20 protein-coding genes are annotated in these 24,223 nt (G+C 59.2%); 12 read left to right on the top strand and 8 right to left on the bottom strand.

Annotated elements, in window-relative coordinates; genetic code table 11:
• Positions 1–8 precede the first annotated feature (8 nt).
• From K5I40_RS05410 to K5I40_RS05395, 4 genes are all read right to left on the bottom strand, one after another.
• Positions 9–1,547, bottom strand: coding sequence for a methyl-accepting chemotaxis protein (locus tag K5I40_RS05410; protein ID WP_223075321.1), 1,539 nt, complete (start codon positions 1,545–1,547; stop codon positions 9–11).
• 179 nt (positions 1,548–1,726) lie between these two features.
• Positions 1,727–2,395, bottom strand: coding sequence for a GntR family transcriptional regulator (locus K5I40_RS05405; RefSeq protein WP_223075322.1), 669 nt, complete (start codon positions 2,393–2,395; stop codon positions 1,727–1,729).
• A 257-nt stretch (positions 2,396–2,652) separates the two neighbouring features.
• A complete protein-coding gene (locus K5I40_RS05400) occupies positions 2,653–3,693 on the bottom strand; it encodes an NADP-dependent oxidoreductase (protein WP_223075323.1) in 1,041 nt (346 codons plus the stop codon).
• 65 nt (positions 3,694–3,758) lie between these two features.
• Positions 3,759–4,334: a helix-turn-helix domain-containing protein gene (locus tag K5I40_RS05395; protein ID WP_039028673.1), complete on the bottom strand. Its 576-nt coding sequence runs from the start codon at positions 4,332–4,334 to the stop codon at positions 3,759–3,761.
• A gap of 151 nt (positions 4,335–4,485) precedes the next feature.
• Between K5I40_RS05395 and K5I40_RS05390 the strand changes: the two genes are divergently transcribed.
• Both K5I40_RS05390 and K5I40_RS05385 read left to right on the top strand, forming a co-directional pair.
• Positions 4,486–5,004 (top strand): GNAT family N-acetyltransferase, encoded by a 519-nt coding sequence (locus tag K5I40_RS05390; protein WP_223075324.1) that lies wholly within the window; start codon positions 4,486–4,488, stop codon positions 5,002–5,004.
• Entirely contained in the window at positions 5,001–5,450 is a 450-nt protein-coding gene (locus K5I40_RS05385) for a DMT family transporter (RefSeq protein ID WP_223075325.1), read from the top strand. The genes K5I40_RS05390 and K5I40_RS05385 overlap by 4 nt, the downstream gene beginning before the upstream one ends.
• Position 5,451: 1 nt before the next feature.
• Here the strand turns inward: K5I40_RS05385 and K5I40_RS05380 are convergent, their stop codons facing one another.
• A complete protein-coding gene (locus K5I40_RS05380) occupies positions 5,452–5,685 on the bottom strand; it encodes a YdcY family protein (protein ID WP_223075326.1) in 234 nt (77 codons plus the stop codon).
• A gap of 248 nt (positions 5,686–5,933) precedes the next feature.
• The gene (locus K5I40_RS05375; RefSeq protein ID WP_223075327.1) at positions 5,934–7,532 is read right to left on the bottom strand and encodes an ABC transporter substrate-binding protein; all 1,599 of its coding nucleotides are present in this window, start codon (positions 7,530–7,532) and stop codon (positions 5,934–5,936) included.
• A gap of 281 nt (positions 7,533–7,813) precedes the next feature.
• Here K5I40_RS05375 and K5I40_RS05370 point away from each other — a divergent pair, with 281 nt between their 5' ends.
• The 8 genes from K5I40_RS05370 to K5I40_RS05335 all read left to right on the top strand — a co-directional run bounded on the left by K5I40_RS05370 (position 7,814) and on the right by K5I40_RS05335 (position 21,549).
• The gene (locus K5I40_RS05370; protein WP_223075328.1) at positions 7,814–9,160 is read left to right on the top strand and encodes an SrfA family protein; all 1,347 of its coding nucleotides are present in this window, start codon (positions 7,814–7,816) and stop codon (positions 9,158–9,160) included.
• 4 nt (positions 9,161–9,164) lie between these two features.
• Positions 9,165–12,146: a virulence factor SrfB gene (locus K5I40_RS05365; RefSeq protein WP_223075414.1), complete on the top strand. Its 2,982-nt coding sequence runs from the start codon at positions 9,165–9,167 to the stop codon at positions 12,144–12,146.
• The gene (locus K5I40_RS05360) at positions 12,143–14,305 is read left to right on the top strand and encodes a virulence factor SrfC family protein (protein ID WP_223075329.1); all 2,163 of its coding nucleotides are present in this window, start codon (positions 12,143–12,145) and stop codon (positions 14,303–14,305) included. Before K5I40_RS05365 ends, K5I40_RS05360 begins: the two co-directional genes overlap by 4 nt.
• Before the next feature lie 233 nt (positions 14,306–14,538).
• Positions 14,539–15,780 carry an MFS transporter gene (locus tag K5I40_RS05355; protein ID WP_223075330.1) on the top strand — a complete coding sequence of 414 codons (1,242 nt, stop codon included), beginning with the start codon at positions 14,539–14,541 and terminating at the stop codon, positions 15,778–15,780.
• 27 nt (positions 15,781–15,807) lie between these two features.
• On the top strand, positions 15,808–16,935 hold the full coding sequence (locus K5I40_RS05350) for an acyl-protein synthase (protein WP_223075331.1): 1,128 nt from the start codon (positions 15,808–15,810) through the stop codon (positions 16,933–16,935).
• 1 nt (position 16,936) lies between these two features.
• On the top strand, positions 16,937–19,345 hold the full coding sequence (locus K5I40_RS05345; protein WP_223075332.1) for an acyl-CoA reductase: 2,409 nt from the start codon (positions 16,937–16,939) through the stop codon (positions 19,343–19,345).
• A gap of 42 nt (positions 19,346–19,387) precedes the next feature.
• Complete coding sequence (locus tag K5I40_RS05340; RefSeq protein ID WP_223075333.1) at positions 19,388–20,668, top strand: phenylacetate--CoA ligase family protein; 1,281 nt, start codon at positions 19,388–19,390, stop codon at positions 20,666–20,668.
• Positions 20,665–21,549: a GNAT family N-acetyltransferase gene (locus tag K5I40_RS05335; protein ID WP_223075334.1), complete on the top strand. Its 885-nt coding sequence runs from the start codon at positions 20,665–20,667 to the stop codon at positions 21,547–21,549. The genes K5I40_RS05340 and K5I40_RS05335 overlap by 4 nt, the downstream gene beginning before the upstream one ends.
• A gap of 9 nt (positions 21,550–21,558) precedes the next feature.
• On the opposite strand, the gene K5I40_RS05330 is transcribed toward K5I40_RS05335, so the two are convergent.
• On the bottom strand, positions 21,559–21,732 hold the full coding sequence (locus tag K5I40_RS05330) for a GhoT/OrtT family toxin (RefSeq protein WP_072036615.1): 174 nt from the start codon (positions 21,730–21,732) through the stop codon (positions 21,559–21,561).
• Positions 21,733–22,153: 421 nt separating this feature from the next.
• Here K5I40_RS05330 and K5I40_RS05325 point away from each other — a divergent pair, with 421 nt between their 5' ends.
• Positions 22,154–22,483 carry a DUF1971 domain-containing protein gene (locus tag K5I40_RS05325; RefSeq protein WP_223075335.1) on the top strand — a complete coding sequence of 110 codons (330 nt, stop codon included), beginning with the start codon at positions 22,154–22,156 and terminating at the stop codon, positions 22,481–22,483.
• A 15-nt stretch (positions 22,484–22,498) separates the two neighbouring features.
• Positions 22,499–22,681: a DUF1869 domain-containing protein gene (locus K5I40_RS05320; RefSeq protein WP_039028660.1), complete on the top strand. Its 183-nt coding sequence runs from the start codon at positions 22,499–22,501 to the stop codon at positions 22,679–22,681.
• Positions 22,682–22,698: 17 nt separating this feature from the next.
• On the opposite strand, the gene K5I40_RS05315 is transcribed toward K5I40_RS05320, so the two are convergent.
• Positions 22,699–24,147, bottom strand: a complete 1,449-nt coding sequence (locus tag K5I40_RS05315; RefSeq protein ID WP_039028659.1) for a flagellin — start codon at positions 24,145–24,147, stop codon at positions 22,699–22,701.
• Between the last annotated feature and the right edge of the window lie 76 nt (positions 24,148–24,223).

Genomic DNA, 24,223 nt, shown 5'->3' with positions numbered 1-24,223 from the left:
GTTCTGTTTTACGCCATCTGCGCCTGCTGATCGAGGCGGAACGCCGCCACCAGCGACTCCAGCAGACGGGCCTGATCTTCCAGCGCCCCTGCCGCCGTCGAAGAGGCACCTACCAGCGAGGCGTTTTGCTGGGTGGTCGTGTCCAGCTCCATCACCGCACGGGAAATCTGCTCGATGCCGCGGCTCTGCTCCTCAGAGGCCGAGGAGATCTCACCCATGATGTCATTCACGCGGGTCACAGAGTCCACCACCTGCTCCATGGTCTGCCCGGCTTTCGCCACCAGGTCGCTACCGGTTGAGATACGTGATACGGACTCGCTGATCAGCTGTTCAATATCTTTAGCCGCCTGGGAGCTGCGCTGGGAGAGGCTGCGCACTTCGCTCGCCACCACTGCAAAGCCTCGCCCCTGCTCGCCCGCCCGCGCCGCTTCAACGGCGGCGTTCAGCGCCAGGATATTGGTCTGGAACGCGATGCTGTTGATGACCGCGGTGATATCGGCAATTTTTTGCGAGCTGGTGTTAATGTCGCTCATGGTGCTGACCACATCGCGCATGACGCGTCCGCCTTGGGTGGCGGTTTGCGAAGCTTCAGCCGCCAGCTGGCTGGCGTGACGGGCGTTATCGGCGTTGTTTTTCACCGTGGCGGTCAGCTCTTCCATGCTGGCGGCGGTTTGCACTACCGCCGCGGCCTGCTGCTCGGTGCGCGAAGAGAGATCGGTATTGCCTTCGGCAATTTCACTGGCCGCCAGCGACACCTGCGCCACGCTGCTGCGCACCTCGCCAATCATCAGGCGCAGTTTGTCGTTCATCCGCCCCATCGCCCCGGTCAGTTTGCCCAGCTCGTCTTCGCCCTGCGGGCGGATTTCAGAGCTGAGATCGCCGCTGGCAATGCGTTCCGCCAGCTGAAGGTTGTGTTTGACCGGACGGGTTATCTGGCGGGTCACCCACCAGGAGACGAGGATGCCGAAGAGGATCGCCGCCACTCCGATGATGGCGGTGATGGTGCTGGAGCTGTAGGCCAGCGAGTCGTTATGGGTTTTGACCAGGGCGATAATGTCGCGGATAGAGGCACTGCTGTTATCCCCGGCGGTTTTGACCTTGTCTTCCGCCGCGTTCAGGGCTGCGGTGGCCGCCGGGTCGTTTTTGTCGGCGTTTAAGGCCGTCATTGCGGTCTGCATTTCGCTCACGCTGCTGGCAAACTGAGCCAGATGCCCGGCAATCGCGTCAACGATAGCCTTCTCTTTTGCCGTCCACTCCAGCTGCTGTGCCTCTTCGGTCAGTTCCGCGGCGTGTTTGACGTAGTTCGCCATCAGCTGGCCGGACTTTTCGTCGCCGTTGTAGAGGAATTTCAGGCGGTTAATCTTGGCCTGGAAGACCTCGATATTGATGTTGTAGATCAGGTTGGTTTGCTGGTAAACGTCGCGAATCTCTTTAAAGCGCTGCACGCTGAGCAGGGTCGAAACTGCCACCAGCAGCAATACCAGACCAAAACCTGCCGCGAGCTTTCTGCTCATTTTTATATTACGTAATCGTTGACTGACACTCATTCCTGGCTCCTTAAAAGGCGACTGTGCCTTTTAAGGTTATCGGCAGGCTTCAGGGTTATTTCATAGTTAAGCTGGTCTTATCAGTAGGATAAAAAATAGCCTCTTCCGGCAGCGCGTTGTCTGCCGGAAAATAATTACCGAGCGAAATTAGCGCTATTACCGCTTCGCTTATTTAGCAGTTAGTTATCAAACTGTCGGATTAATATTTCATTCGCTTCGTCGATCACTTTATCAATAGCCGTCCGGCTGGCGTTCTGATCGCCCTTCTCCAGCGCGTCAAGCAGTTCATCGTAGCGGTAGGATTTGCAGGGAAGCACAAGGTCTGGATCGTAAAGACAGTTAAAACAGGGCCCAATGCGCACCCAGAGCTGCTCGATAAGCGACATCAGGGTGGGCATGTCGGCATAGTGGTACAGCGTGAAGCGAAAGGCCCGGTTGGTATGCAGCGCGCGCTCCACTTCCCCGTTGCTCATCGCATCATGAAATTTCTCTGAGAGTTCGCGCAGCGTGTCTAACTTTTCATCAGACATCTGATTGCAGGCCGCCGCCACCGCCATGCACTCCAGCTCCTTGCGGATAGCGTTGACTTCGTTGTAACGCTCGAGCGTCACTTCCGGCACCAGAAAGGCCTGCGCCGGGGTAGCGTGCAGCGCGCCCGCGGAGACCAACCGCAGCAGCGCTTCACGAACAGGAGTAATACTGGTACCGAGTTTATCCGCAATCTCTTTAGTGACGAGCCGTGCCCCTGGTTTTAGTGCCCCGGCAATCAGCGCACTTTTGAGACTCATTTCCACCTGCATCGTCAGGCTCATTCGTTGAGCTTTTTCAAAATTATCCAAATCCAGCATGTTCTATTCCTGTAACCAACACTTAACTTATATTCCACAGGCGGTTAAATACGAACCGCTGAGTATTTGATATATCCTGTATCTGCATGCCTGATTTACGTCAAAAGAAAACCATCAATCAAAACAAAAATTGATTGATTAAATAATAAAAACCGTTTCGTATACTGCGTTTTGACTATTCTATGCCTGTATAATTAAAGACGTTATTTGAAATTTTGCACAGTTTAGTATGGCGGAATAATCCGCCATATACGTTACTATTCGTTATTGTTCGCGACGCGTATCACGACTTTGCCAAAGTTTTTACCATTCAGCAAACCTATAAGTGCCTCTGGCGCATTTTCGAGGCCATCGGTCACCTGCTCGCGGTAGTGGATCTTGCCCTCTTTGACCCAGCGCCCCATCTCCTGCTGAAACTCTTCGATGCGGTGGCCATAATCTTGGTTGATGATAAAGCCCTGCATACGGATGCGTTTTTTCAGGATGGTGCCCATCAGCAGCCCGAGACGATCCGGCCCTGGCGGCAGGTCGGTGGCGTTGTATCCGCTTACCAGCCCACAGACCGGCACCCGCGCCTGGGTGTTCAGCAGCGGCAGTACCGCATCAAACACTTTCCCGCCCACGTTCTCGTAATAGATATCGATGCCGTCCGGGCAGGCCTGCTTAAGCTGTTCGGCAAAATCGTCGGCATGGTGATCGAGACACTGATCAAAGCCCAGCACCTCGGTGGCGTGGCGGCACTTCTCCGCCCCACCGGCAACGCCTACCACCCGGCAGCCTTTCAGCTTGCCCACCTGGCCGACGGTGGAGCCCACCGGACCGGTCGCCGCGGCCACCACCAGCGTCTCGCCCGCTTTCGGTTGCCCGATATCCAGCAGACCCATATAGGCGGTGAAGCCCGGCATCCCCAGAATGCCTAGCGCCCATGAAGGGTGATCCGGGTTTTCGCCCAGTTTAACCAGGCCGCTGCCGTCGGAGAGTTCATACTCCTGCCAGCCGCTGTAGCCGAGCACCCATTCACCGGACTTATAATCAGGATGGTTCGACGCCTCAACGCGGCTGACGGTGCCGCCCACCATCACGGCATCGATCTCCACCGGCGGTGAATAGGACGGCGCGTCGCTCATGCGGCCACGCATATAAGGGTCGAGAGAGAGCCACATCGTGCGCAGCAGAAGCTGGCCATCGGCGGGCTGGGGAATATCGGTGGTTTCTAAGCGAAAGTTGTCTGCGGTGGGTGCGCCCTGGGGACGAGAAGCCAGAACCCATTGACGATTCTGCGTTGAAGATTGACTCATACCTCACTCCTTTTTATACAAACGTCCTTAGAGCCTAGCTTCATCTGCTTCTGTCTGCTTTGGCATTATGAGCCAGACTGGTTAAGCCTGACGACCAGATAGACACACGGCGCATCGCTTTCGTTGATAAACCGGCAGTCGTTCGGCGGGCCCAGTTCCAGACAATCCCCGGCCCGCATTTCATGGCGGGTATCCCCCTCCTGAAAAACCAGTTCCCCTGACTGGAGCCAGATAAGCTGGCGCGCCAGGGCGTAAGAGGAAGCGGGCATCGGCACATCGCTGGCGGCGGGCAGTTCCACCTGCACCAGGTCGATTGGCAGATCGGTACGCGGGGAGACGTGCCTGCGCAGATAGTGCGTTTGCGGGTCACGCCAGACGGGCTGGCTTTCAAAGCGCAGCAGCTTGCCTTCCTGCATCTCGGCGCGGGCGATCAGCGTGGACATGCTGATGCCAAAGGCGCCAGAGAGACGGGCCAGCAGGGTCGCGGTGGGGCTGCTGTCGGCGCGTTCGATCTTGTGGATCATCGCCCGCGACACTCCCGCCCGCTCGGCAAGTTCGCTCAGGGACCATCCCCGCGATTCGCGTTCAAGGCGAATGCGCGCGCTGATCCGTTGATTCATATTGTCTGACATATTGTTCATCCCGTCATACTATAGTGAAAGTAATGGATTACAACGGGCTTTTTTCATAACTAAAAGATATGAGTTATGCCGTAGCCATTCCAGTGTCTGTTTGTGTAATATCGTGACAAATCGTACTACTATAGTGAACAACACAGACTAAGGTTTCACCATGCTTATTCGCCATGCCCTTAAAGAGGATTGCGCCGCTATCGGCGAGATCTATAACCACGCCGTGCTGCACACCGCCGCCATCTGGAATGATACAACCGTCGATACTGATAACCGCATCGCCTGGTTCGAGGCGCGTCAGCTGATGGGCTATCCGGTCCTGGTCAGCGAGCACGACGGCGTGGTCACGGGATATGCCTCCTTTGGCGACTGGCGCGCTTTTGACGGCTTCCGCCATACGGTTGAGCATTCGGTTTACGTCCATCCTGATCATCAGGGCAAGGGCATCGGTCGGGCGTTGATGCAACAGCTGATTATCGAGGCGAAGCGCATCGGTAAACACGTGATGGTGGCAGGAATTGAAGCGCAGAACAGCGCCTCCATTCATCTGCACGAGACGCTGGGCTTTGTCACCACCGGCCAGATGCCGCAGGTGGGCACCAAGTTTGGCCGCTGGCTGGATCTGACCTTTATGCAGCTGCAGCTCGACGAGCGCAGCGAGCCGGATAACCTCGGATGAACCAGTCCCTGACGCTGGTATTTCTGGTTGCGGCGGGCATTGGCCTGGTGGTGCAGAACACCTTAATGGTGCGCATCACCCAGACCTCAGGCACCATTCTTATCGCCATGCTGCTTAACTCGCTGGTGGGGATTGTGCTGTTTGTTTCGATCCTGCTGATTAAAAACGGCGTCGCCGGGTTCAGCGAACTGGTGCACCAGGTGCGCTGGTGGACATTGATTCCCGGCCTGCTGGGGTCGTTTTTTGTCTTCGCCAGCATCAGCGGGTATCAGTACGTCGGCGCCGCGACAACCATCGCGGTGCTGGTCGCCAGCCAGCTGATTGGCGGTCTGGTGATGGACGTGGTGCGCAGTCAGGGGGTGCCGCTGAAGGCGCTGATCGGCCCGGCGTGCGGCGCGGTACTGCTGGTGATTGGCGCCTGGCTCGTCGCAAGACGCCAGTTCTGAATTACAGGATCACCCCGCCTTTGGTCAGGCTGTCATGGCGGGCATCCTGATCTTCTTTATACTGCTTCCCGTGATGGGCAATGGCGTTGCGCAGGCGCTGCTGCTGGGCATAGCGATCTTCACGGGTCAGTTCCGTGTCTTCACTCAGGGCGATCAGCAGTTCGTTCATATGCGTAATCACGCTTTCGGTAATCGCCGCGTCAACGCGGGCGATCACATCCTCTAAATGTGACATTGTCACTCCTTGTTAGTTTGCCCGGCGGCGCTACGCTTGCGCGGGCCTACGGGGTTGCATTCGAAACCTTGCCCGGCGGCGCTACGCTTGCGCGGGCCTACGGGGTTGCATTCGAAACCTTGCCCGGCGGCGCTGCGCTTGCACGGGCCTACGGGGCCGCATTTGAAACCTTGCCCGGCGGCGCTGCGCTTGCACGGGCCTACGGTGCCCTGTAGGCCGGGTAAGCGTAGCGCCACCCGGCGTTTTTATCAGTTCACTTTCGCCTTCGAGAAATCACTTCCCATCAGGCTCACGCTGTACCCGGTAATATTGCTGCGGGTGGCGTAGAAAGTTTTGCCGTTAGCCAGCGCAATCCAGGGTGCCTGCTGGTAGAAAATCTCCTGCGCCTGGCCGTAGAGCTTCGCGCGGGCTGCCGGATCGCTGGTCAGCTTCGCTTTCTGCACCAGGTCATCATAGCCCTTGTCGCACCAGCGTGCAGCATTGGAGCCGGTTTTGATGCTGTCGCAGCCCAGCAGCACGTCGGCAAAGTTATCCGGGTCGCCGTTATCCGACATCCAGCCAAACAGCGCGCTGTTGTGCTCGCCTTTGCGCATACCCGAGAGATATTCGCCCCACTCATAGGAGACAATCTTCGCCTTGATACCCACCTTCGCCCAGTCGCTCTGGATCATCTCGGCAATACGCCGCGAGTTCGGGTTATATGGACGCTGCACCGGCATCGACCAGAGCGTCACCTCCGCCCCCTGCTCCAGCCCGGCCTGCTTCAGCAGCGCTTTCGCTTTTTCCGGATCGTAACCGTAATCCTGCAGATCTTTGTTAAAGCCCATCATGTTCGGCGGGATCGGCGATTTTGCCACCGTACCGGAGCCGAGGAACACCGCGTTGACGATCGCTTTTTTATCGGTGGCGTAGTTCAGGGCCTGACGCACCAGCACATTATCAAACGGCTTTTTCTCGGTATTGAACGCCAGATAGCCGACGTTTAACGCATCAACGGTATGCAGGGTCAGGTCTTTGTTCTTCTTGATCACGTCAAACTGCACCGGCGATGGCGCAGGAATGATCTGGCACTCGTTGGTTTGCAGCTTCGCCAGACGGGTTTCTACGTTCGGGGTGATAGAGAAGATCAGGTGTTTTGTCGGAACCGCGCCATCCCAGTAGTTCGGGTTAGCCAGATAGCGGATCTGCGAGTCGACCTTGTACTGCTGGAGCACGTATGGCCCGGTGCCAATCGGCCAGGTATCCACGTTCTCCGGGGTGCCTTTTTTCAGCATCGCGTCGGCGTATTCCGCAGAGAGGATCGAGGCGAAGTCCATCCCCCAGTCGGCGAGGAAGGCCGCATTGGGTTCGCTCAGGACAAACTGGACGTGGGTATCGTCAATCTTCTTCACTTCCTGAATCAGCTTATCCAGGCCGACGTCGTTAAAGTATTCGTAGTTGCCCTGGGAGACGTTATGGTAAGGGTGCTTAGGGTCTTTCTGACGCATAACCGAGAAAATAACGTCATCGGCATTAAAGTCGCGGGTCGGTTTGAAGAATTTATTGCTGTTGAACTTCACCCCTTTGCGCAGGGTAAAGGTATAGGTTTTGCCATCAGGTGAGATGGTCCAGGACTCCGCAAGCGATGGCACCGGGGTGTTTTTCACCGGATCGAAGTTAATCAGGCGGTTATACAGCACCTGCGAGCTGGCGACAAAGGTCGGGCCGGAGCTGGCAATCTGCGGGTTAAACGACTCCGGCGAGGCTTCAGAGCAGTAGATAATGGTGTCGGTATTGGCCGCACATGCGGCGCCCGCTGGCAGCAGCGCGCTTAACGCCAGCGCGAGGAGAGTTTTCCCTGTAGACATGGTTATTACCTGTTTGGTTTTATTATAAAGAACTGTAATAACAGCACAGCCCTATTCCTGTGGCAAATAACGAAACACTATCAGGTTATTCTAAAGCAGTTATTTCCGCTGATTTTCCCGCCAATGGCCGGACGGTGATTTGCCTTAAGGTACATTCAACGTCAAGCACTTTCCGCACTCTCAATGCAGCAAGAAATCGCCCCTTTTGCCGTCTCTTCTGCCGTTTGCTTGCCGGCAGATTTCGTAAAGTAGACGCGTGAAAAAGTCTATGGGACCAAATCGTGGCAAAAACCCTTTTACGCAGCGGCAATCTGGATGATTTTCAGGCCGTTGGCGGCGGCGGACAGGCCGTTTTTGAATCAGCATTGCAAATCCGTGAGGCGCTGCGTCTGCGCAAACAGCAGGCGATCGTCGATTGTCTGGCTATCCCGCAGGTCAACGATGAAGGCGACCGGGTGGACTGGTACTCCCCGGTGGACGGCGCGGTTATCAGCTGGAAAGCCGCCGACGAAGATGCGCGCTTCCGGGCGCTGCGCCTGCTGGAAAGCACCCTGTCGAGCGTGGAGTCCCTGAGCAAAAAGTCGCTTCAGTCGCCGAAAACCGCCCAGCAGCTGTTTGGTTCCCTGCTGTCAAAAGCCTTTCAGTTCCCGGGCGAAAACTTCCTGTTCCTGGTCGACGGTAAGCCGGTGATCACCTTCTGGGGGTTTGTAAACCTCAATGAAAACGCGCGCGAGGATATTCTCGACTGCCTGCGCGCCTCCCTGCTGCCGGTCCCGATGCCTGCCGCCGAGGTAGAGCCTGAGCCAGAGCCGGAAGCCGCCCCGGTCATCGTCTTTGAAAAGGCCGATGAACCGCTGGTTGCCGCCCCTGCAACGGTAAACATCACCGCGAACGATCTGTACGAAGCGCAGCCTGCGCCGGTGATGACCGCCAGCGAGCCGGAGCCAGAGCCAGCTCCGACGGTCGTGGCGACGAAAAAGCGCCGCGTTCCGCTGTGGTCCCTGCCGGTTGCCGCCGTGGTGGTTGCCGCCGTTGCCACCCCGCTGCTGTGGCCGAAACGGGCCCCGACCGCCGAGCCGGTAAAAGCCGCCGTCGTCGCCGCCGCTCCGGTGGCGATTGAGCCCAAAGCGGTTGCCGCGGTTGAACCTTTGCCGCTGAAGCTGCCGTTGCATCAGGCTGAAGTGGCGGAAGTAAAAGCCCCTGAACCTGCCCCTGCGGAGCCGGTCGTGATTGCCGCGATCCCGAAAGACGCCCTGGTGATGGAAGCCGGTCAGGTGAAATCCGGCTCGACGCGTTTTCTCAACGGAAGCTGGCGGGTGATGCTGGACGTTACCGATCCGATCACCGGCAAGCCGCCGTCAATGCGCTATCAAATTCAGAACAACAAAGGATCGGCCCGCGTCGTTCATGGCGATAACGTGGTCTGCCGCGTGGAGGTCTTCTCCGGGCTGCACAGCAACGGCGAGCTGCTGATTAAAACCCGGGGCAACGCCCGCTGCGCTGACGGCTCGCGCTACCCGATGCCGGAAATTACCTGTAAGGCCGGCACCAGTGACGTGGCGGAATGCAGCGCGCGCTACGACGCGAAGACCGTGGTTCCATTGACATTCAGGAAGACAGGTGCGTGATCCTATGCTGGTAAACCTTTGCGACTACAAACAGAGCGTCACGCTGATTGCCAACAGCGGCGTACAGTTTCTTGATTTCGGCCTGACCCCGCAGGACTCCGCCCAGAGCGGGCGTTTTGTGCGTAAAACCGCCAACGGCCCCCTGCTGCGCCTGGATTACGATCTGGTTAATGGCCGCTACACCCTGCCCGCCACCCACGGCGGACAGCCGGAAGTGGTTAAACCGGAAAGCACCATCCCGCTGCAGCAGTCGCTGGCGGTACTGGATGGCGTCTGGCTGCCGGTACCTTTCCTGCGCTTCAACCCGCCGCGCACCTTCGTCGAAGGCCCGGATAACTGGGCGCGCGTGCAGGTCCGCAGGCTGGAGACCCCGGATAACGCCGGAAATAGCCACCGCGTCACCCTGGCGCTGGACAGCCAGATTGCTGCCCACGCCACCAGCCCCCTGTCGCCGGTGGAAAATGACATTCTCAACGGCACCCGCTTCGCGCTGGCCTGGCGCGATGACGAAGTGGCGAACTTCCTCGACCAGACCTGGATTGACGGCTGGCTGCGCGAGGCCTTCACCCAGTACGCGACCGGCGTGGAGAACCGCGCTGAACGCGATCTTCAGCTGGCGATGCGCAATTTTGAGTACCAGGCGCACTGGCTGAACATTCTGGCGATGCTGGGCGAGCAGCTCACCGTCCCGGAAGTGAAATTTGTCACCCACACCCTCAGCACCCCGGCGATCCCGGTGGATCTGATTCTGGATGTCGGCAACACTCACACCTGCGGGGTGATCATCGAAGACCACGGTGACGCCAACGACGGCCTGCGCCAGACCGCCGAGCTGCAGGTGCGCTCGTTAAGCGAGCCGCAGTTCCTGAATGAGCCGCTGTTTACCAGCCGCCTGGAGTTCTCCGAAGCCCGTTTCGGCAAGCAGCACTTCTCGGTGGAGAGCGGGCGCGAAGACGCCTTTGTCTGGCCCTCCATCGTGCGCGTGGGCGACGAGGCGCGCAAGCTCGCCACCCAGCGTCTGGGCACCGAAGGCAACAGCGGCATCTCCAGCCCGCGCCGTTATCTGTGGGATGAAACCCCGGTGGTGCAGGACTGGCGCTTCAGCCAGATGAATGCCAAAACCCAGCGCGAGCCGCTGGCGACCGCCTTCCCGCTGATGAACCTGATGAACGACGACGGCCAGCCGCTGTTCACCCTGCCGCAGGATGAGCGTCTGCCGGTGTTTTCCCCGCAGTACAGCCGCAGCACCCTGATGACCCACATGCTCTGCGAGCTGCTGGCGCAGGCGCTGGGCCAGATCAACAGCGTTGCCACCCGTCTGCGTCTGGGCTTCCCGGCCTCACCGCGTCAGCTACGCACCCTGATCCTCACCCTGCCGTCGGCGATGCCGAAGCAGGAGCGGGAGATCTTCCGCCGCCGCATGTTCGAAGCTATCGCCATCGTCTGGAAAGCGATGGGCTGGCACCCGCAGGATGACGACTTCTCCAGCCGTAAGCAGCAGGAAAAAAGCGTAGTGCCGGTGCCGGAGATCCAGATGGAGTGGGACGAGGCCAGCTGCGGCCAGCTGGTGTGGCTCTACAACGAGGCCATCTCCCACTACAACGGCCAGACGGAAGCGTTTTTCGCCGCCCTTGCCCGCCCGGATCGTGAGCCGGAGCCAGGCTGTCAGCCGGGGCGCGCCCTGCGCGTGGCCTCGATTGATATCGGCGGCGGCACCACCGATATGGCGATCACTCATTACCAGCTCGACGACGGCTCCGGCAGCAACGTCAAGATCACCCCGCAGCTGCTGTTCCGCGAAGGCTTTAAGGTCGCGGGCGACGACACGCTGCTGGACGTCATTCAGCGCTACATCCTGCCGGCCCTGCAGACGCAGTTGCAGAAATCCGGCATTGCCGATGCCTCCCTGCTGATGGCCTCGCTGTTTGGCGACTCCGGGCGCATCGACACCCAGGCGGTGCTGCGCCAGCAGACGGCGTTGCAGCTGTTTATGCCCATTGGCCATGCGATCCTCGCCGCCTGGGAAGCTAGCGACGTCGACGATCCGCTGGACGGGCTGCACGCCACCTTTGGCGATCTGCTGACCCGCAAGCCAACACGCAACGTGATGAACTACCTGCAACAGGCTATCGAACATGCCCTGCCTGCGGGCTCCGCGCCGTTCGACCTGTTTGCCGTGCCGCTGCACGTCAACTTCCGCGAGATGCAGGACGCGATGCTGGCCGGGCACTTCACCCTGGCCGCGCCGCTGCACGCGGTGGCCGAGGCGATCTCCCACTACGCCTGCGATATTCTGCTGATCACCGGGCGTCCGGGCTGTCTGCCGGGCGTTCAGGCGCTGATCCGCCATCTGCAGCCGGTTCCGGTCAGCCGCATGGTGTGGCTGGATAAGTACCGGGTGCATGAGTGGTATCCATTCAGCCAGCAGGGGCGCATCGGCAACCCGAAATCTACCGCGGCGGTCGGGGCGATGCTCTGTAGCCTGGCCCTGGATCTGCGCCTGCCTCGCTTTAACTTTAAGGCGGCGGATATCGGCGCCTACTCCACGGTGCGCTACCTGGGCGTGCTGGATAACACGGTGAATACCCTGCGCGACGAGAACGTCTGGTATCAGGACATCGACCTCGACAAGCCGGGGGCGAAGCTGGATACGCGGTTGCACTTCCCGCTGCGCGGCAACGTTACCCTCGGCTTCCGTCAGCTGGCGAACGCCCGCTGGCCCGCCACCCCGCTCTACACCCTGAGCATTAACTCGGCCGAGCTGGCAAAATCCATCGCCGGGGACGGGGTGCTGAACGTGCGTCTGAAGCTCTGCGGCGGCACTAAACAGGAAGGCCCGGAAGCCTTTGAGCTGAGCGACGCCTGGCTGCAGGACGGCACGCCGGTGCCGGCCGATGCCCTGACCTTTAAACTGAATACTCTGGCCGATCGCCGACACAGCGGTAGCCATTACTGGATCGACAGCGGGAGCGTATACCTGAAATGACAGCCACGACGACCACTACTCAGGCGTTAATCGGGTGGATCAACGCAACGCGTCAGCACGCCCCGATCCTCGATAATGACGCCGACGCCCTGCTGGCGCGACTGGCGATGGCCGACGCGCGGGAAAACGCGATTGCACGTGCGCTGACCGCAGGCAGCACAATTGGCCTGTACGGCCACTCCCAGGCGGCGAAAGCGCATCTGCTCGCCACCCTGTGCGGCAGCGACAGTCAGCGAATGAACGTGACCGTCGGCCAGCGAACCTTTGACTATTTTTCGCATATCAACCCCGGCCACGCTCTGACCAACATGGCGCTGCGCTTCACTCCGAACGCGGCAGAAGTGGCAGACGACGCCTTTCCACTGCGCCTGAGCCTGCTCAGCGAAGCCGAACTGGTGCAGGTGTTTCTGGCCCGCGCCACGCTCCCGGCGGTGGATAAATCGGTTATCGAAGCGCGTCTGGAGAAGTGGCGCGCCCTGCGCCAGCCCCAGAGCGTACCGGGGATCACCCCCGCTGACGTTGGGACTATCGCCAACTACTGGCGCGACACGGTTCCCGCTGCGGCTCAGCAGATGGACGATGCCCTATGGCACCAGTTCGCCTCGCTGCTGCCGTCGCTGGATCTGAGCACCCGGGCCAGCGTCTGGTCTTTACTCTGGGGCGAGCAGCAGGAGCTGACCCAGGAGTGGCTGAAGCTGGCGCATATTCTGCACCAGACCAGCCATGCGCAAGAGCTGGCCGCGCCGCTGAGCCTGCTGGTGGACAACTTTGGGCTGCCGACCGAAGGGTTCCTCACCCGCGGCGATATCGCCCTGCCGGACGTTCAGCAGGCGGTGCTGCATCCGCTGCACAAAGGCGAACTGCTCAACGCCATCAGCATTCCGCTGGACGTGCTGGCCCTGCTGACCCGGGAGCTGACCCTGCCGGTTGAACAGTGCGCCCTGGCCGGGGTGGATATCATTGATATTCCTGCCCCGTCGGCCCAGCCGGATCTGCCTCTCGCCCAGGCCAAACAGCAGTGGCTGCTGGAGCACTATCGCCAGCAGCTGCAGCCGGACGTGCTGGTGATCTGCAATGCCACCGCCCATCACGGCCAGACCGCCCGAACCGCGAAAATGCTGCTCAACTGGGTGAAAGCCACCCAGCCGGGCGACGATGCCGCTCTGCCGGGCCTGGTGTGGGCCATTACCCCGCAGGATGCGCGTTTCACCCGCCGTACCAATCTTGACGAAGCCGTGCAGCAGCTGCTGGGTAAACCCGGCCAGCACTGGGGAACCTTGCAGGCGCTCGACACCAGCAGCATGCAGCGGGTGATCGAGTGGTTGTCCCAGGCGACGTTGTCCTCCCAGCGCAAGACCCGTTTGCAGGCGTTACGCCAGCAGCATCAGCGCCAGCTCCACCAGCTGATGCAGGGGTATCTCGCCCCGCTGACTCAGGATCCTGCCGCTCAGCGCCTTGCCGCCGAAGCGATGGTGCGTACCCTGCAAGGGAGCGCCGCCCGTCACGGCGAGCTTCTGGAGGGGCTACTCCCGCCGCTGCGCGCCTTTGAGACGCTGCTCGCCGTGCAGCAGCCGCGCGAGGAGCAGGTCAACGGTCTGTTTACCGACGCCATCGACCTGTTTGCCGACAGCGCCCATGAGAGCGATGAGATGTTACAGCCCACCGACAAGGCCCGTCTGGCGCATCAGGTGTGGATCAATCACCTGCGGCAGTGGAGCCGTGACGAGGCGGTCGCCAGCCGTCTGGGTCTTGAGACCGCGATCCTCCAGCAGATCGGTGATGTACTGGTGATCGCCAGCTACCGCCTGAACCTGCTCGCGCAGCTGAAGAAAATTGTCGATACCGATAAAAGCAGCGCCGCGCAACTGCATGCCGCCTTGGGTAACTTTGTCGGCTGGGTCGGCTACGCGCAGACCCCGGCCTCTGAACGCCCGGCCAGCCGCATCCGCAAGGGTCAGCCGGTGTTTGTGACGCCAGCGGTCATCAGCAGCGCGCCACGCTTAACCCGCCTCGGGGAGCAGCCGGTGCATGCCGCCACGGCCTATGTTTACGACTGGCTGGTGGCGCTGTACACCCAGGCGATTGATAACATCGGGTATCAGCATCCCCATGACCTGACGCAGGAAGACCGTCGCCAGTTGCAGGGCTTGCTCGCCTGAAACCGACGCCTGATGGCGCTACGCTTATCAGGCCTACAGTCAATGCAGATTGTAGGCCTGATAAGGTGCTTGCACCGCTACCGGCGAATATAAATATCACTGATGTTCGAAAATATATTAATTCAGCAAAATAATATGAAATAAACCAACGCGTAATTTCAATAAAACTTGAGAGACATTTTTCTTCATACGGTGTTAAAAACACAGGCTAATTAAATACCTCTCAGGCCATTATGTTTAATTCCCTGCTCTATATTTCACGCCGTCAGGCGTTGCTGTTTTGCTTATTACTCGCCTTCTTTGAACTTCTGACCTATATCGCCAGCGATGCCATTATGCCCGGCATGCTGGCGGTGGTCGCCGATTTCCAGGCTGAGCCGCACTACGTGCCCTGGTCGCTGAATGCCTATCTGCTTGGCGGCGTGGCGTTCCAGTGGCTGCTGGGGCCGCTGTCAGACTGCCATGGCCGACGCCCGCTATTGCTGGCAGGTTCCGCCCTGTTTGCCATCGCCTGCGTGATAACGCCCTTTACCGTCACCATCGAGCAGTTCACGGCGCTGCGCTTTATTCAGGGTATGGGGCTGGGGTTTGTGGTGGTGGTCAGCTACCCGGCATTGCAGGAGAGTTTTAACGAGGCGGACGCAATACGCCTGATCGCGATCATCGCCAACATCGCCCTGCTTTCCCCTCTGCTGGGGCCGCTGCTGGGAAGCGTGCTGCTCACCTGGATCTCCTGGCAAAGCCTGTTTATTCTGCTTGCCGCCTTCGCCGCGCTGTGCACGCTCGGGCTGCTGCGCTGGATGCCGGAAACACTCGGCGTCACACGGCGGGACGCCAGCACCCTTGCCCGTCAGCCCTTTAATCTGAAAAGCCTTGCCCGGACCTATGGCGAACTGCTGCGTAACCGCCGTTTTCTGGCGGGGTGCGCCGCGCTCGGCCTGACCGGACTCCCCCTGATGGCCTGGATCGCCCTTTCTCCGCTGCTGCTGGTGAAAAATCTGGATATGAGCAATCTGGAATATGCCCTGTGGCAGCTGCCGATATTTGGCGCGTTAATCGCCGGAAATATCACGCTCAATTTCATCGCCGATAAATACGTTCTTTCCCGACTGCTGTTTTTATCTTCCATTCCGCTGTTTGCCGGTCTGGTTATTGCGTTAATTAGCACTCTGCTGTTTGACTCAATTTATGTGCTGGCGGCGGGGCTGGGGATTTACGCCTTCGGGCTGGGAATTTGCAACGCCACGCTGTACCGCCTCACCCTCTTCTCCTCGTCGCACGGTATGGGTTCGGTCTCTGCCATGCTGGGGATGATCTCGGTCGGCATCTTCAGCCTCGGCGGCACCCTGCTGGCCCTGCTGGGAGCCGGAGAGAGCCTGGTCGACTTTATTGTTCTTACCGCGCTTCCGGCGCTGGTTGCGCTGCTGCTGATAAAAACACTTCTCACCCGGACGGATGAACCGGTTGCCGCTTAAGTCACTAACAGAATATGGACGTTAATTATGATGACTATCCCCAGTGTTGAGGCGCTATGCGCGCTTGCACACCCCTACCAACGCAGTGCCGAAACGGATGAGTTGTTCGATTCGGCCATGCGCGAAATTGTCGCCTATCATGCGCAAAACACGCCCGACTATGCCCGCTGGCTGAGCCACCATGGCATCGATCCCGCATCCCTGACGCTGGATTCCTGGGCGCATCTTCCGCCCGTTTTCGCTAACTACTTCAAGCGCAACCTTCTCCTCAGCGCCAGCGGACAAGAGGCGCTGGAGCTGACGTCGTCGGGCACCAGCGGTCAGAAAAGCCGGATGCGGTTTGATTCCCGCAGCATCGGAGCCGCGCAGTTTATGGTGGACAGGATCTTTGACCATTACGGCTGGAACACGCCGGATACCCCCTGCAACTATCTGCTGCTGAGCTATGAACCGGCAGAGACCATCACCCTCGGCACCGCCTATACGGATCAGTTTCTCTGCAAATATGCCCCGGTCAAATCCGCCGTTTACGCTCTGCGCCATACCGGGCACGGCCATGAGTTTGATCCTTTTGGCGTGATCCGCGCGCTGCAGGCCTTTGCCGAAGATGATGCCCCGGTGCGGATCCTCGGCTTCCCGGCCTTTATGTGGTTCGTGCTTGAACGGATGCGGGAGATGGGGCTGCCTGACCTGAAACTGCCTGCCGACTCGCTGACCTTTTTTGGCGGCGGCTGGAAGACCCACGCCGACCAGGAGATCCCGAAACAGCACTTCTATTCCCGCCTGGGGGAGCAGCTGGGGATCGACGATCGTCGTTGCCGGGATGGCTACGGCTCAGTTGAGCACTGCGTGCCTTACGTGGAGTGCGCCCATCACCATTTCCATCTGCCGGTTTACTCCCGGGCGTGGACCCGCGATACCGCTACCTTTGCCGTTAACGACTACGGCCAGAGCGGCTTTTTGCAGTTCGTCTCGCCTTATATCACCTCCAGTCCGGCGCACAGCGTGGTGATGAGCGACCTGGCGGTGCTGCACCGGGCAGAAACCTGCGGCTGCGGTCTGCAGACAGACTGGTTTGAACTGCTGGGACGCGCCAGCAACAGCAAGGCCCGCAGCTGTGCGCTGGCGGCATCTGAACTGATTCGGGAGAAATAATATGTATCTGATCCATGGAGAGTGTCATCCACAGATGACCCCAGAGCAGGCGCTGGCTCTGCTGAATAAAAGCGTGCCAACCACCCTCAGCAAGCCGCTGCCGCCGGAGATCCTGCTGGCCTGCGCCGAACGCTTTGTGGCGCGCTTAGCCGACCCCGCGTTTCTGCCGGAGATCGCAGGGACTGTCCGGGAGGACGTGCGCCAGTTCTGCCAGCCTGAGACACTACGCAACAAACTGGAGCATGAGCTTGGGGAAAGCCCTTTCTCGCTGCGTCGCCGGGATTTCCGCAAACCTCACTTTGAGAGCTGGCGTCCGCTGGGCGTGGTGGTGCATATCACCCCGGCGAATGCCGAGCTGCTGCCGTTTATGGCGACCCTGGAGAGCCTGCTGGCGGGCAATATCAACTGGCTGCGTACCAGCGCCAGAGATAACGGAATAACCCGCATCCTGCTCCAGGCGTTTATACGCTGCGATGAGACCGGGATGCTGACCAACAGGGTGGCCATTCTTCCCGTTGCCACGAAAGCGCTGCCGCTGCTGCTGAAGCACGCCGACGGCGTCTCCGCATGGGGCGGTGATGCGGCGCTGGATGCCATCCGTCAACAGCTGCCTGGCGGCTGCCGCTGGATCCCCTGGGGACACAAAATCAGCTTCGCCTGGCTGGTGCCGGATGCCATCACCGACACTGCGCTGGGTGCGCACGCCGACGAGATCTGCCGGTTTAACCAGCAGGCCTGTTCCAGTCCACAGATGGTCTTTGTGGATACCTGCAATATGCTCACGATGAAAGAGACCGGCGAGCGGCTGGCAACGGCGATGCAGCGTCGCCACGCCCACTGGGGCACGCTGACGCCGGACGAGAAATCGGCGGCCGATATCACCAGCATGGCGGCGTTTCTTGAACTGGATAGCGTTTTTACCGGCACCCAAAGCCAGCAGTGGACCGGTGACGGCTGGCGAATTCTGCTGCAAAACAGCGTTGCACTCGAGCCCTCACCGCGCTATCGCACCGTACTGCTGCGCCCGCTTCCCCGCCACGAGCTGGTTCAGACCCTTCTCCCCTGGCGGCACTACCTGCAAACCTGCGGCCTGCTGGCTCGCGACAGGGATATTGTGACGCTGAGTCAGCTTTTACTGGCGGCGGGCGTAAACCGCGTAACCCCGGTGGGCGGAATGCATCAAAGTTATGACGGCGAGCCGCACGACGGCGTATTTGCCCTTACCCAACTGACGCGCAGAGTCAGCGTCACGCTGGATGAGGCGACCCTGCCGCGCCAGGCAACGCTGGATCTGAATCCTGGTGCGCCGCAGCTGCCCGCGAATCAGCCGATTATGGATAAATCGGCCTTCAATGAAAGAGCCATGCAGGCCAGCGCCCAGCTCTGGTTCCGCAGCGGCGGCAGCAGCGGCGTGCCGAAGCTCTCGGGCTTTACCTATCGCGATTATCACCGCCAGATGCAGGCTGCCGCCCACGGCATGTTTGCCGCCGGGCTCGATCCCGCCCACGACAAGGTACTCAACCTGATGTATGCCGGAAATCTGTATGGCGGCCTGCTCAGCTTCTTTACCGTGCTAGACAATCTGGGGGTGACGCATCTGCCAATGGGCGGGCCGCACGATGAGGATTACGCCGGGATTGCCCGGACCATTGTGGACCAGCAGGTTGATACGCTGATCGGCATGCCAAGCACTCTGTACCAGCTTTTCTGCCGGGAAGAAAAACAGCTGCGCGCCTACGGCGGGGTCCGCAAGCTGCTGCTCGGGGGTGAACATATGGGTGCCGTCCAGCGCAAGTTTATCGAGGGTTTTGGCGTCGGGACGATCCGCTCCGCGCTGTACGGCTCGGTGGATGCCGGGCCGCTGGGGCATGCCTGTACGGCCAGCCCTGACGGTGTATTCCATTTGATGGCGGATATCCAGTGGCTGGAGATCGTCGATCGGGAGTGCGACAAACCGGTCGGCGTCGGGGAGGTGGGCCGCCTGCTGTTCACCTCCCGGGCGCGCGAGGGGCAAAAGGTGGTGCGCTATGAGATTGGCGATCTGGGACGCTGGGTTGAGGGCGAGTGCGCCTGCGGCGCGGTCACGCCGCGTTTCGAACTGCTGGGCCGTCACGGCAGCATGGTGCGTATCGGCACGATGTTTATCCAGCCTCAGGCGCTGGCGGCACTGGCGGGCGTGCAGGTGCAGCTGATCCTTGAGCATAACGCCGTGAGCGGGCTGGAGCGTATCAGGGTGCTGACCGAGGGCGATCGGCTGGAAACCCTCCACCGCATCAGCAGCGACCCGGAGCTGGCGATGGCGCTGGCGTCGTCGTTACTCGAAGTGAAAGTGGAGCGGCGCGATTACAGGGAATTTGAGCGCCATTCACAAAGCGGTAAGACGCCGTTAGTGATTGATAGACGTCGATAAGCTCTGTACCAGGATGGTATGAAATTTAAAGGAATATGACAGATGATAAACTCAGATAGTCTGCAACTGCAGCAGCTGGTCGATTTCGCCCGGCAGCGCTCGCCGTTTTACGCGCACCATTTTCAGCATCTGCCGGATCGCGGCTGGACGCTGACGGACCTGCCGCTGGTCGACCCCGAGCGCTACTGGAAAGAGAGCGCGGGCTTAAAGAACTGGCCGGTGCTGACGGGCACCGTTGAAAACGGCATTGTCTTTAAAACGGGCGGCACCACCGGCGGAGGGAAACTCTCCGTTTACAGCCGCGAAGAGTGGCAGGTGTTCGTCACCAGCTTTGGCCGTAGCCTGTCGGCCCAGCTTAAGGCCGGGGATCGCGTGGCGAACCTGTTCTTCGCCGGGGATCTCTATTCCAGCTTTCTGTTCATCCACGGCGCGCTGTCGCACATGGAAACGCCGGTGTGTGAATATCCGTTCAGCGGGATGATGGAGCCTCACGCCCTGGCGGGGCAACTCGTCCAGCACGACATCAACGTGCTGGTGGGCGTACCCGCGATGCTGCTGAATTTTGCCGCCATCATGGCGGAACAGCAGCGCCAGTTTCCGGCCATCACCACCCTGCTGTTTGGCAGCGAAAGCCTGTTCGCGGAGCAGATGCAGCTGCTGAAACAGGTCTTCCCCCACGCCCGCGTCGCCTCCATCGGCTGCGCCAGCGTGGATGCAGGACTGATAGGCGCAAGCACCCTGGACTGCCGCTCCGGCGAGCACCGGGTGTTTGAGCCCGAAACGCGGGTAGAAATTATTGACGAAGTGACTGGCGAACCTATCGACGAGATGGACCGCAGCGGGATGCTGGTCGTGACCAACCTGACCCGCAGGCTGATGCCGTTAATTCGCTATCCAACGGGAGATCGCGCCGCGTGGCGTGAACCTGTCGGCAGCCCGACGCGCAAATTTGTGCTTCAGGGGCGCAGCAGCCTGGGCCATCGGCTGCGGGTGGGCTATGCGTCGATATTCCCGGATGAGATCGACGCCCTGATAACAGAGCAGCTCGGCAAGACGCAGTGGCAACTGCTGCTGGAGCACAACGATAGCTGTGATTATGTCACCCTGCGCATCGCCTGTTCCGGCAGTGAGCATCACGCCGAACGTGTGATTCAGGGGCTGGTCGATGGCGATCATGCCCTGGCGGAGATGATCGCCGCCCGCCAGCTGCATCTGCGCATTCAGTGGTGCCAGCAGGTGGAACTCATTTGCAATCCTCGCACCGGAAAACTGCTGCGGGTTATCGATCTTCGCGCCTATCAAACCGTCGGAGAAACATCGTGATCGCTATCCGCTGCTTTCAGCCAGATGATGCCGCGGGCGTCAGCGCGCTGTTTCGTCTGGTGTATGGCGAACGCTATGTTTATCCGGATATCTATCTGCCGGGCATGATCGGCTGGCATAACAGCCAGGGCCACTGGCGCAGCGCCGTGGCGGAACAAAACGGCGTGATTGTCGGGCATGCCACGCTCTGGCGGCAGCAGCCAGAGGATCGGCACGCGGAACTGGCGATGTTCGTCACCCATCCGTCGATACGCCATCGCGGTATTGCCACCGCCCTGGGGCAGCATCTGTGTGCCACAGCGCAAAAGATGCGGCTCAGTACGCTGACCATCAAAATGGTATGCAGCCATCCCCACTCCCAGCAGCTGGCAAAAACGCTGGAATTTCACGCCACGGCACTGCTGCGGGATTACGTCGCATCCCCCTTTGCCGCCGGGCAGCGCGAGAGCGTGATTTTTGGCGTGCGGGCGCTGAAACCGCGTCCCGTTCCCCTGCTTTGTGCGCCGCATAACGGCTGGTTATCGTTGCTGGCAAACGGGTTTGGCTCAGCCCCGCTGCCCCAGGCCAGCCCCGCAATCGTCCCCGTAGAAACGACGCTCGCCGGTGAGCGGGTGGATATCACGGTTCATGCCTTGCAGGGAGCCATTTGCGACGACCTCGCCCGCTTCCCCGAAAATCGCCTGGTCTATGTTCGGATACCGGTTGATGACGGGCTGATGACCCACCTGCCGGTTTTACATCATGCGGGATTTCGGGATATGGGGCTTAAACCTGCCAGCGAGGGCCGCTGGTGGTGGTTGTTACAACGGGGATTCAGTACGCAGGAACTGCCGCTCAGTTGCCCTTTCGCCAGCGCATTGCAGGCGAACGCGCGGGTCTGAGCGGGAACATCAAAACAGCGAGATCAGCAGTGCGACCGGGAAGCTCATCGGCCAGGTGGAGCCCACCAGAAAGGCGCTCAGAAAGCGGATACGTTTACGATCTTTGGAGAGAAACCAGGTGATCAGGGCGCTAATCGTCGCCATGACGGCGTAAAACATTAACATCTTTTGGTACAACGTCATTTCAATGACCCAATTTGCTGTTCAATAACCGCGCGCAATATGCGACATATGTTGATAAGGATCAAGTTTTTTTGTTACACATTATCCACAGTTTTTGCGTGGTAATAACAGTTGGGTAGCATTCGCTACAACTTTTTGACGGGGTTTTTCGGGGATATCAATAACCAGAGCCGCACTAAGCGGCCCTGGTTTCCGGCTCTATTTCTTAACCGGTTGAGGCTTTTTGTTACCCGAATCGGGTACTTTACGGGATTTGTCTTTATCGACTTGTAGCATCAGACTCTCCTTTGTGGCCCTCGGAATAAGTAAGTATAGCCTACCTCAGGAGTACCACTTAAAAGCGCATTTTAAATGCACATTTTAGCAACTACTGCGCATCCATCCGTGCTGTAATAACCCTAATTCTTACAGGGAGGATGTTATGCTGCGTATTCCGCAAAGTTGTATTCATACCCGTTCCACACCGTTCTGGACCAAAACCTCTGCCCCACCGGGCATCTTTAAGCGCCATCTCGATACCGGCACCCGGCCGGGCGTCTATCCACGTCTTAGCGTCATGCAGGGCGCGGTACGTTATCTCGGCTACGCCGACGAAACCTCACCTGAACCGGACAGCATCCTGATTATTGAAGCTGGCCATTTTGGCGTCTTTCCGCCTGAACGCTGGCATCACATCGAGGTGATGACCGAAGACACGTATTTCAATATCGACTTTTTCGTCGAACCCGACGTGTTGAGAAGTCGTAAATAGAGAAGGAGTTACATCATGGGTAAAGCAACCTATACCGTCACCGTTACCAATAACAGCAACGGCGTATCGGTGGATCATGAGACGGAGACGCCGATGGAGCTGTTGATCCCGGACGTCGCCGCTGAGGTGGTGAAAAACCTGGTGAATACCGTGCGCGCTTACGACACGGAAAATGAGCATGAGGTGTGCGGCTGGTAGTTTACCGCCGCAACCAGTTACATCTTAAGCAGTTCAAGCACCGTTTGCGGCACCTGATTCGCTATTTTCAGGGCCGCATTCTGGCTCTGCTCCAGGATCTGCGCCCGGGCAAGCTGGCTGGCCTCGGCGGCATAATCGGCGTCCTGAATGCGGCTGCGGGCGGTTTGCATCGCCACGCTCTGCTGGGACAGCACCGCTTTGCTCGATTCAAACCGGTTCATTATCGCGCCATACTGCCCGCGATAGCTGCTCACCTTATCCAGCGCGGCATCCAGTAATCCCATGGTTTTCCTGGCACCCGCCTCGGTGGTCATGTCGGTACCTTCCAGCTGCAGCGTCTTCAGATCCGTCGGGGTCGGCTCAATGGTGGTGGTCTGCATCTCCTCCCCGAAGTTAGCGCTGGTGACGACCTCTATCGGCCGACTCTGCTTCGGCGGAACCGCAGGCGTAATAGTGGGCGCTGGCAGCGTTCCCCAGGTAATGTTGCTCGTGAAAGAGCCGCTCCCCACCACCATCACCAGCAGATCTTCCGTCACCGTATCCAGCGTGACGCGTTCGATGCGGTTAGAACCGTTGGCACCATCGTTCCAGGCACCGCTCGCGACGTCCTCATAACGGTCGCCATCCCCGCTGTAGGTAATGGTCATGCCGTTATAGCTCAGCGCTTCGCCGCTCAGGCTCCAGCTTGGGCCGCCGTCGATCAACTGAGAGTCATCGTAGACCGCCCCGCTGCTGAAACCGTTTTTGGCGGTCAGCACCGATGCGGTGGCTTTTGCCCCGTCGGTGATTCCCCGGCTGACCCAGGTGTAATCCGCATCCGGGCCGTTTAACGGCGTGCCGGCGAGATGTTTCCCGTCGCGGGTAAATATCTGCAGATCGTCATCCAGGCCCAGTGAATCAATAGTGATGGTGATATTTGTCGATCCGGCGGGAATATAGGCCAGTGGAATAATTCCCGAGCTGAAGGAATAATCGGTACCCGCCACCGGGAATTTGGTATTCAGCGGCGCAACATCGCCAATTAATTGCGGCGGTAATACCGGCTTGTCAGTCGCCAGCGGATATTGGCCAAAAATCTCAGTTTGTTCAGAGACCTGGGTAATGGTTGCCAGGATCTGCTGATACTCCTGGTTAATACTGTCCCGATCCGACTGCGATAAGGTGCCGTTCGCCGCCTGGATAGCGAGACCTTTGGCTTTGATCAGCATATTTCCGATATCGCTGAGGCTCCCTTCCGCCGTCTGCGCCAGGCTTATGGCGTCGTCGAGCCCCCGGGTGATAACGCTATCGGCATTGATATTTGAGAACATCCGGTTGGCAATTGCCTGCCCGGCCGCGTCATCCTTTGCGCTGTTAATACGAAGTCCTGAGGAGAGCCGCTCAATGGATTGAGAAAGCAACGTGGTGTTAGCTTTCCGGGACTTAAGCGAGAGCCCGGCAATCTCGTTATGATTAATTGCAAGCATGATGAACAGGGCCGTTTGTCTGGTCTGACTACTCTATCGGCCCGCTCAAAATTTTATTTAGGAAATATTTAATAAA

The sequence above is a fragment of the Leclercia sp. LTM14 genome, assembly GCF_023736175.1.
In the GTDB taxonomy this organism is placed as follows: domain Bacteria; phylum Pseudomonadota; class Gammaproteobacteria; order Enterobacterales; family Enterobacteriaceae; genus Enterobacter; species Enterobacter barmai.
The sequence above is the reverse complement of the archived record's forward strand: the minus strand, read 5'-3'. Positions and strand labels throughout refer to the sequence as shown.

What these genes read in the sequence shown, in the direction of transcription:
- K5I40_RS05390 (WP_223075324.1), top strand. Translation starts at nt 4,486, where the DNA reads ATGCTTATTCGCCATGCCCTTAAAGAGGATTGCGCCGCTATCGGCGAG.
- K5I40_RS05340 (WP_223075333.1), top strand. Translation starts at nt 19,388, where the DNA reads ATGATAAACTCAGATAGTCTGCAACTGCAGCAGCTGGTCGATTTCGCC.
- K5I40_RS05330 (WP_072036615.1), bottom strand. Translation starts at nt 21,732, where the DNA reads ATGACGTTGTACCAAAAGATGTTAATGTTTTACGCCGTCATGGCGACG.
- K5I40_RS05400 (WP_223075323.1), bottom strand. Translation starts at nt 3,693, where the DNA reads ATGAGTCAATCTTCAACGCAGAATCGTCAATGGGTTCTGGCTTCTCGT.
- K5I40_RS05315 (WP_039028659.1), bottom strand. Translation starts at nt 24,147, where the DNA reads ATGCTTGCAATTAATCATAACGAGATTGCCGGGCTCTCGCTTAAGTCC.
- K5I40_RS05380 (WP_223075326.1), bottom strand. Translation starts at nt 5,685, where the DNA reads ATGTCACATTTAGAGGATGTGATCGCCCGCGTTGACGCGGCGATTACC.
- K5I40_RS05345 (WP_223075332.1), top strand. Translation starts at nt 16,937, where the DNA reads ATGTATCTGATCCATGGAGAGTGTCATCCACAGATGACCCCAGAGCAG.
- K5I40_RS05410 (WP_223075321.1), bottom strand. Translation starts at nt 1,547, where the DNA reads ATGAGTGTCAGTCAACGATTACGTAATATAAAAATGAGCAGAAAGCTC.
- K5I40_RS05365 (WP_223075414.1), top strand. Translation starts at nt 9,165, where the DNA reads ATGCTGGTAAACCTTTGCGACTACAAACAGAGCGTCACGCTGATTGCC.
- K5I40_RS05325 (WP_223075335.1), top strand. Translation starts at nt 22,154, where the DNA reads ATGCTGCGTATTCCGCAAAGTTGTATTCATACCCGTTCCACACCGTTC.
- K5I40_RS05375 (WP_223075327.1), bottom strand. Translation starts at nt 7,532, where the DNA reads ATGTCTACAGGGAAAACTCTCCTCGCGCTGGCGTTAAGCGCGCTGCTG.
- K5I40_RS05395 (WP_039028673.1), bottom strand. Translation starts at nt 4,334, where the DNA reads ATGAACAATATGTCAGACAATATGAATCAACGGATCAGCGCGCGCATT.
- K5I40_RS05385 (WP_223075325.1), top strand. Translation starts at nt 5,001, where the DNA reads ATGAACCAGTCCCTGACGCTGGTATTTCTGGTTGCGGCGGGCATTGGC.
- K5I40_RS05350 (WP_223075331.1), top strand. Translation starts at nt 15,808, where the DNA reads ATGATGACTATCCCCAGTGTTGAGGCGCTATGCGCGCTTGCACACCCC.
- K5I40_RS05355 (WP_223075330.1), top strand. Translation starts at nt 14,539, where the DNA reads ATGTTTAATTCCCTGCTCTATATTTCACGCCGTCAGGCGTTGCTGTTT.
- K5I40_RS05405 (WP_223075322.1), bottom strand. Translation starts at nt 2,395, where the DNA reads ATGCTGGATTTGGATAATTTTGAAAAAGCTCAACGAATGAGCCTGACG.
- K5I40_RS05320 (WP_039028660.1), top strand. Translation starts at nt 22,499, where the DNA reads ATGGGTAAAGCAACCTATACCGTCACCGTTACCAATAACAGCAACGGC.
- K5I40_RS05360 (WP_223075329.1), top strand. Translation starts at nt 12,143, where the DNA reads ATGACAGCCACGACGACCACTACTCAGGCGTTAATCGGGTGGATCAAC.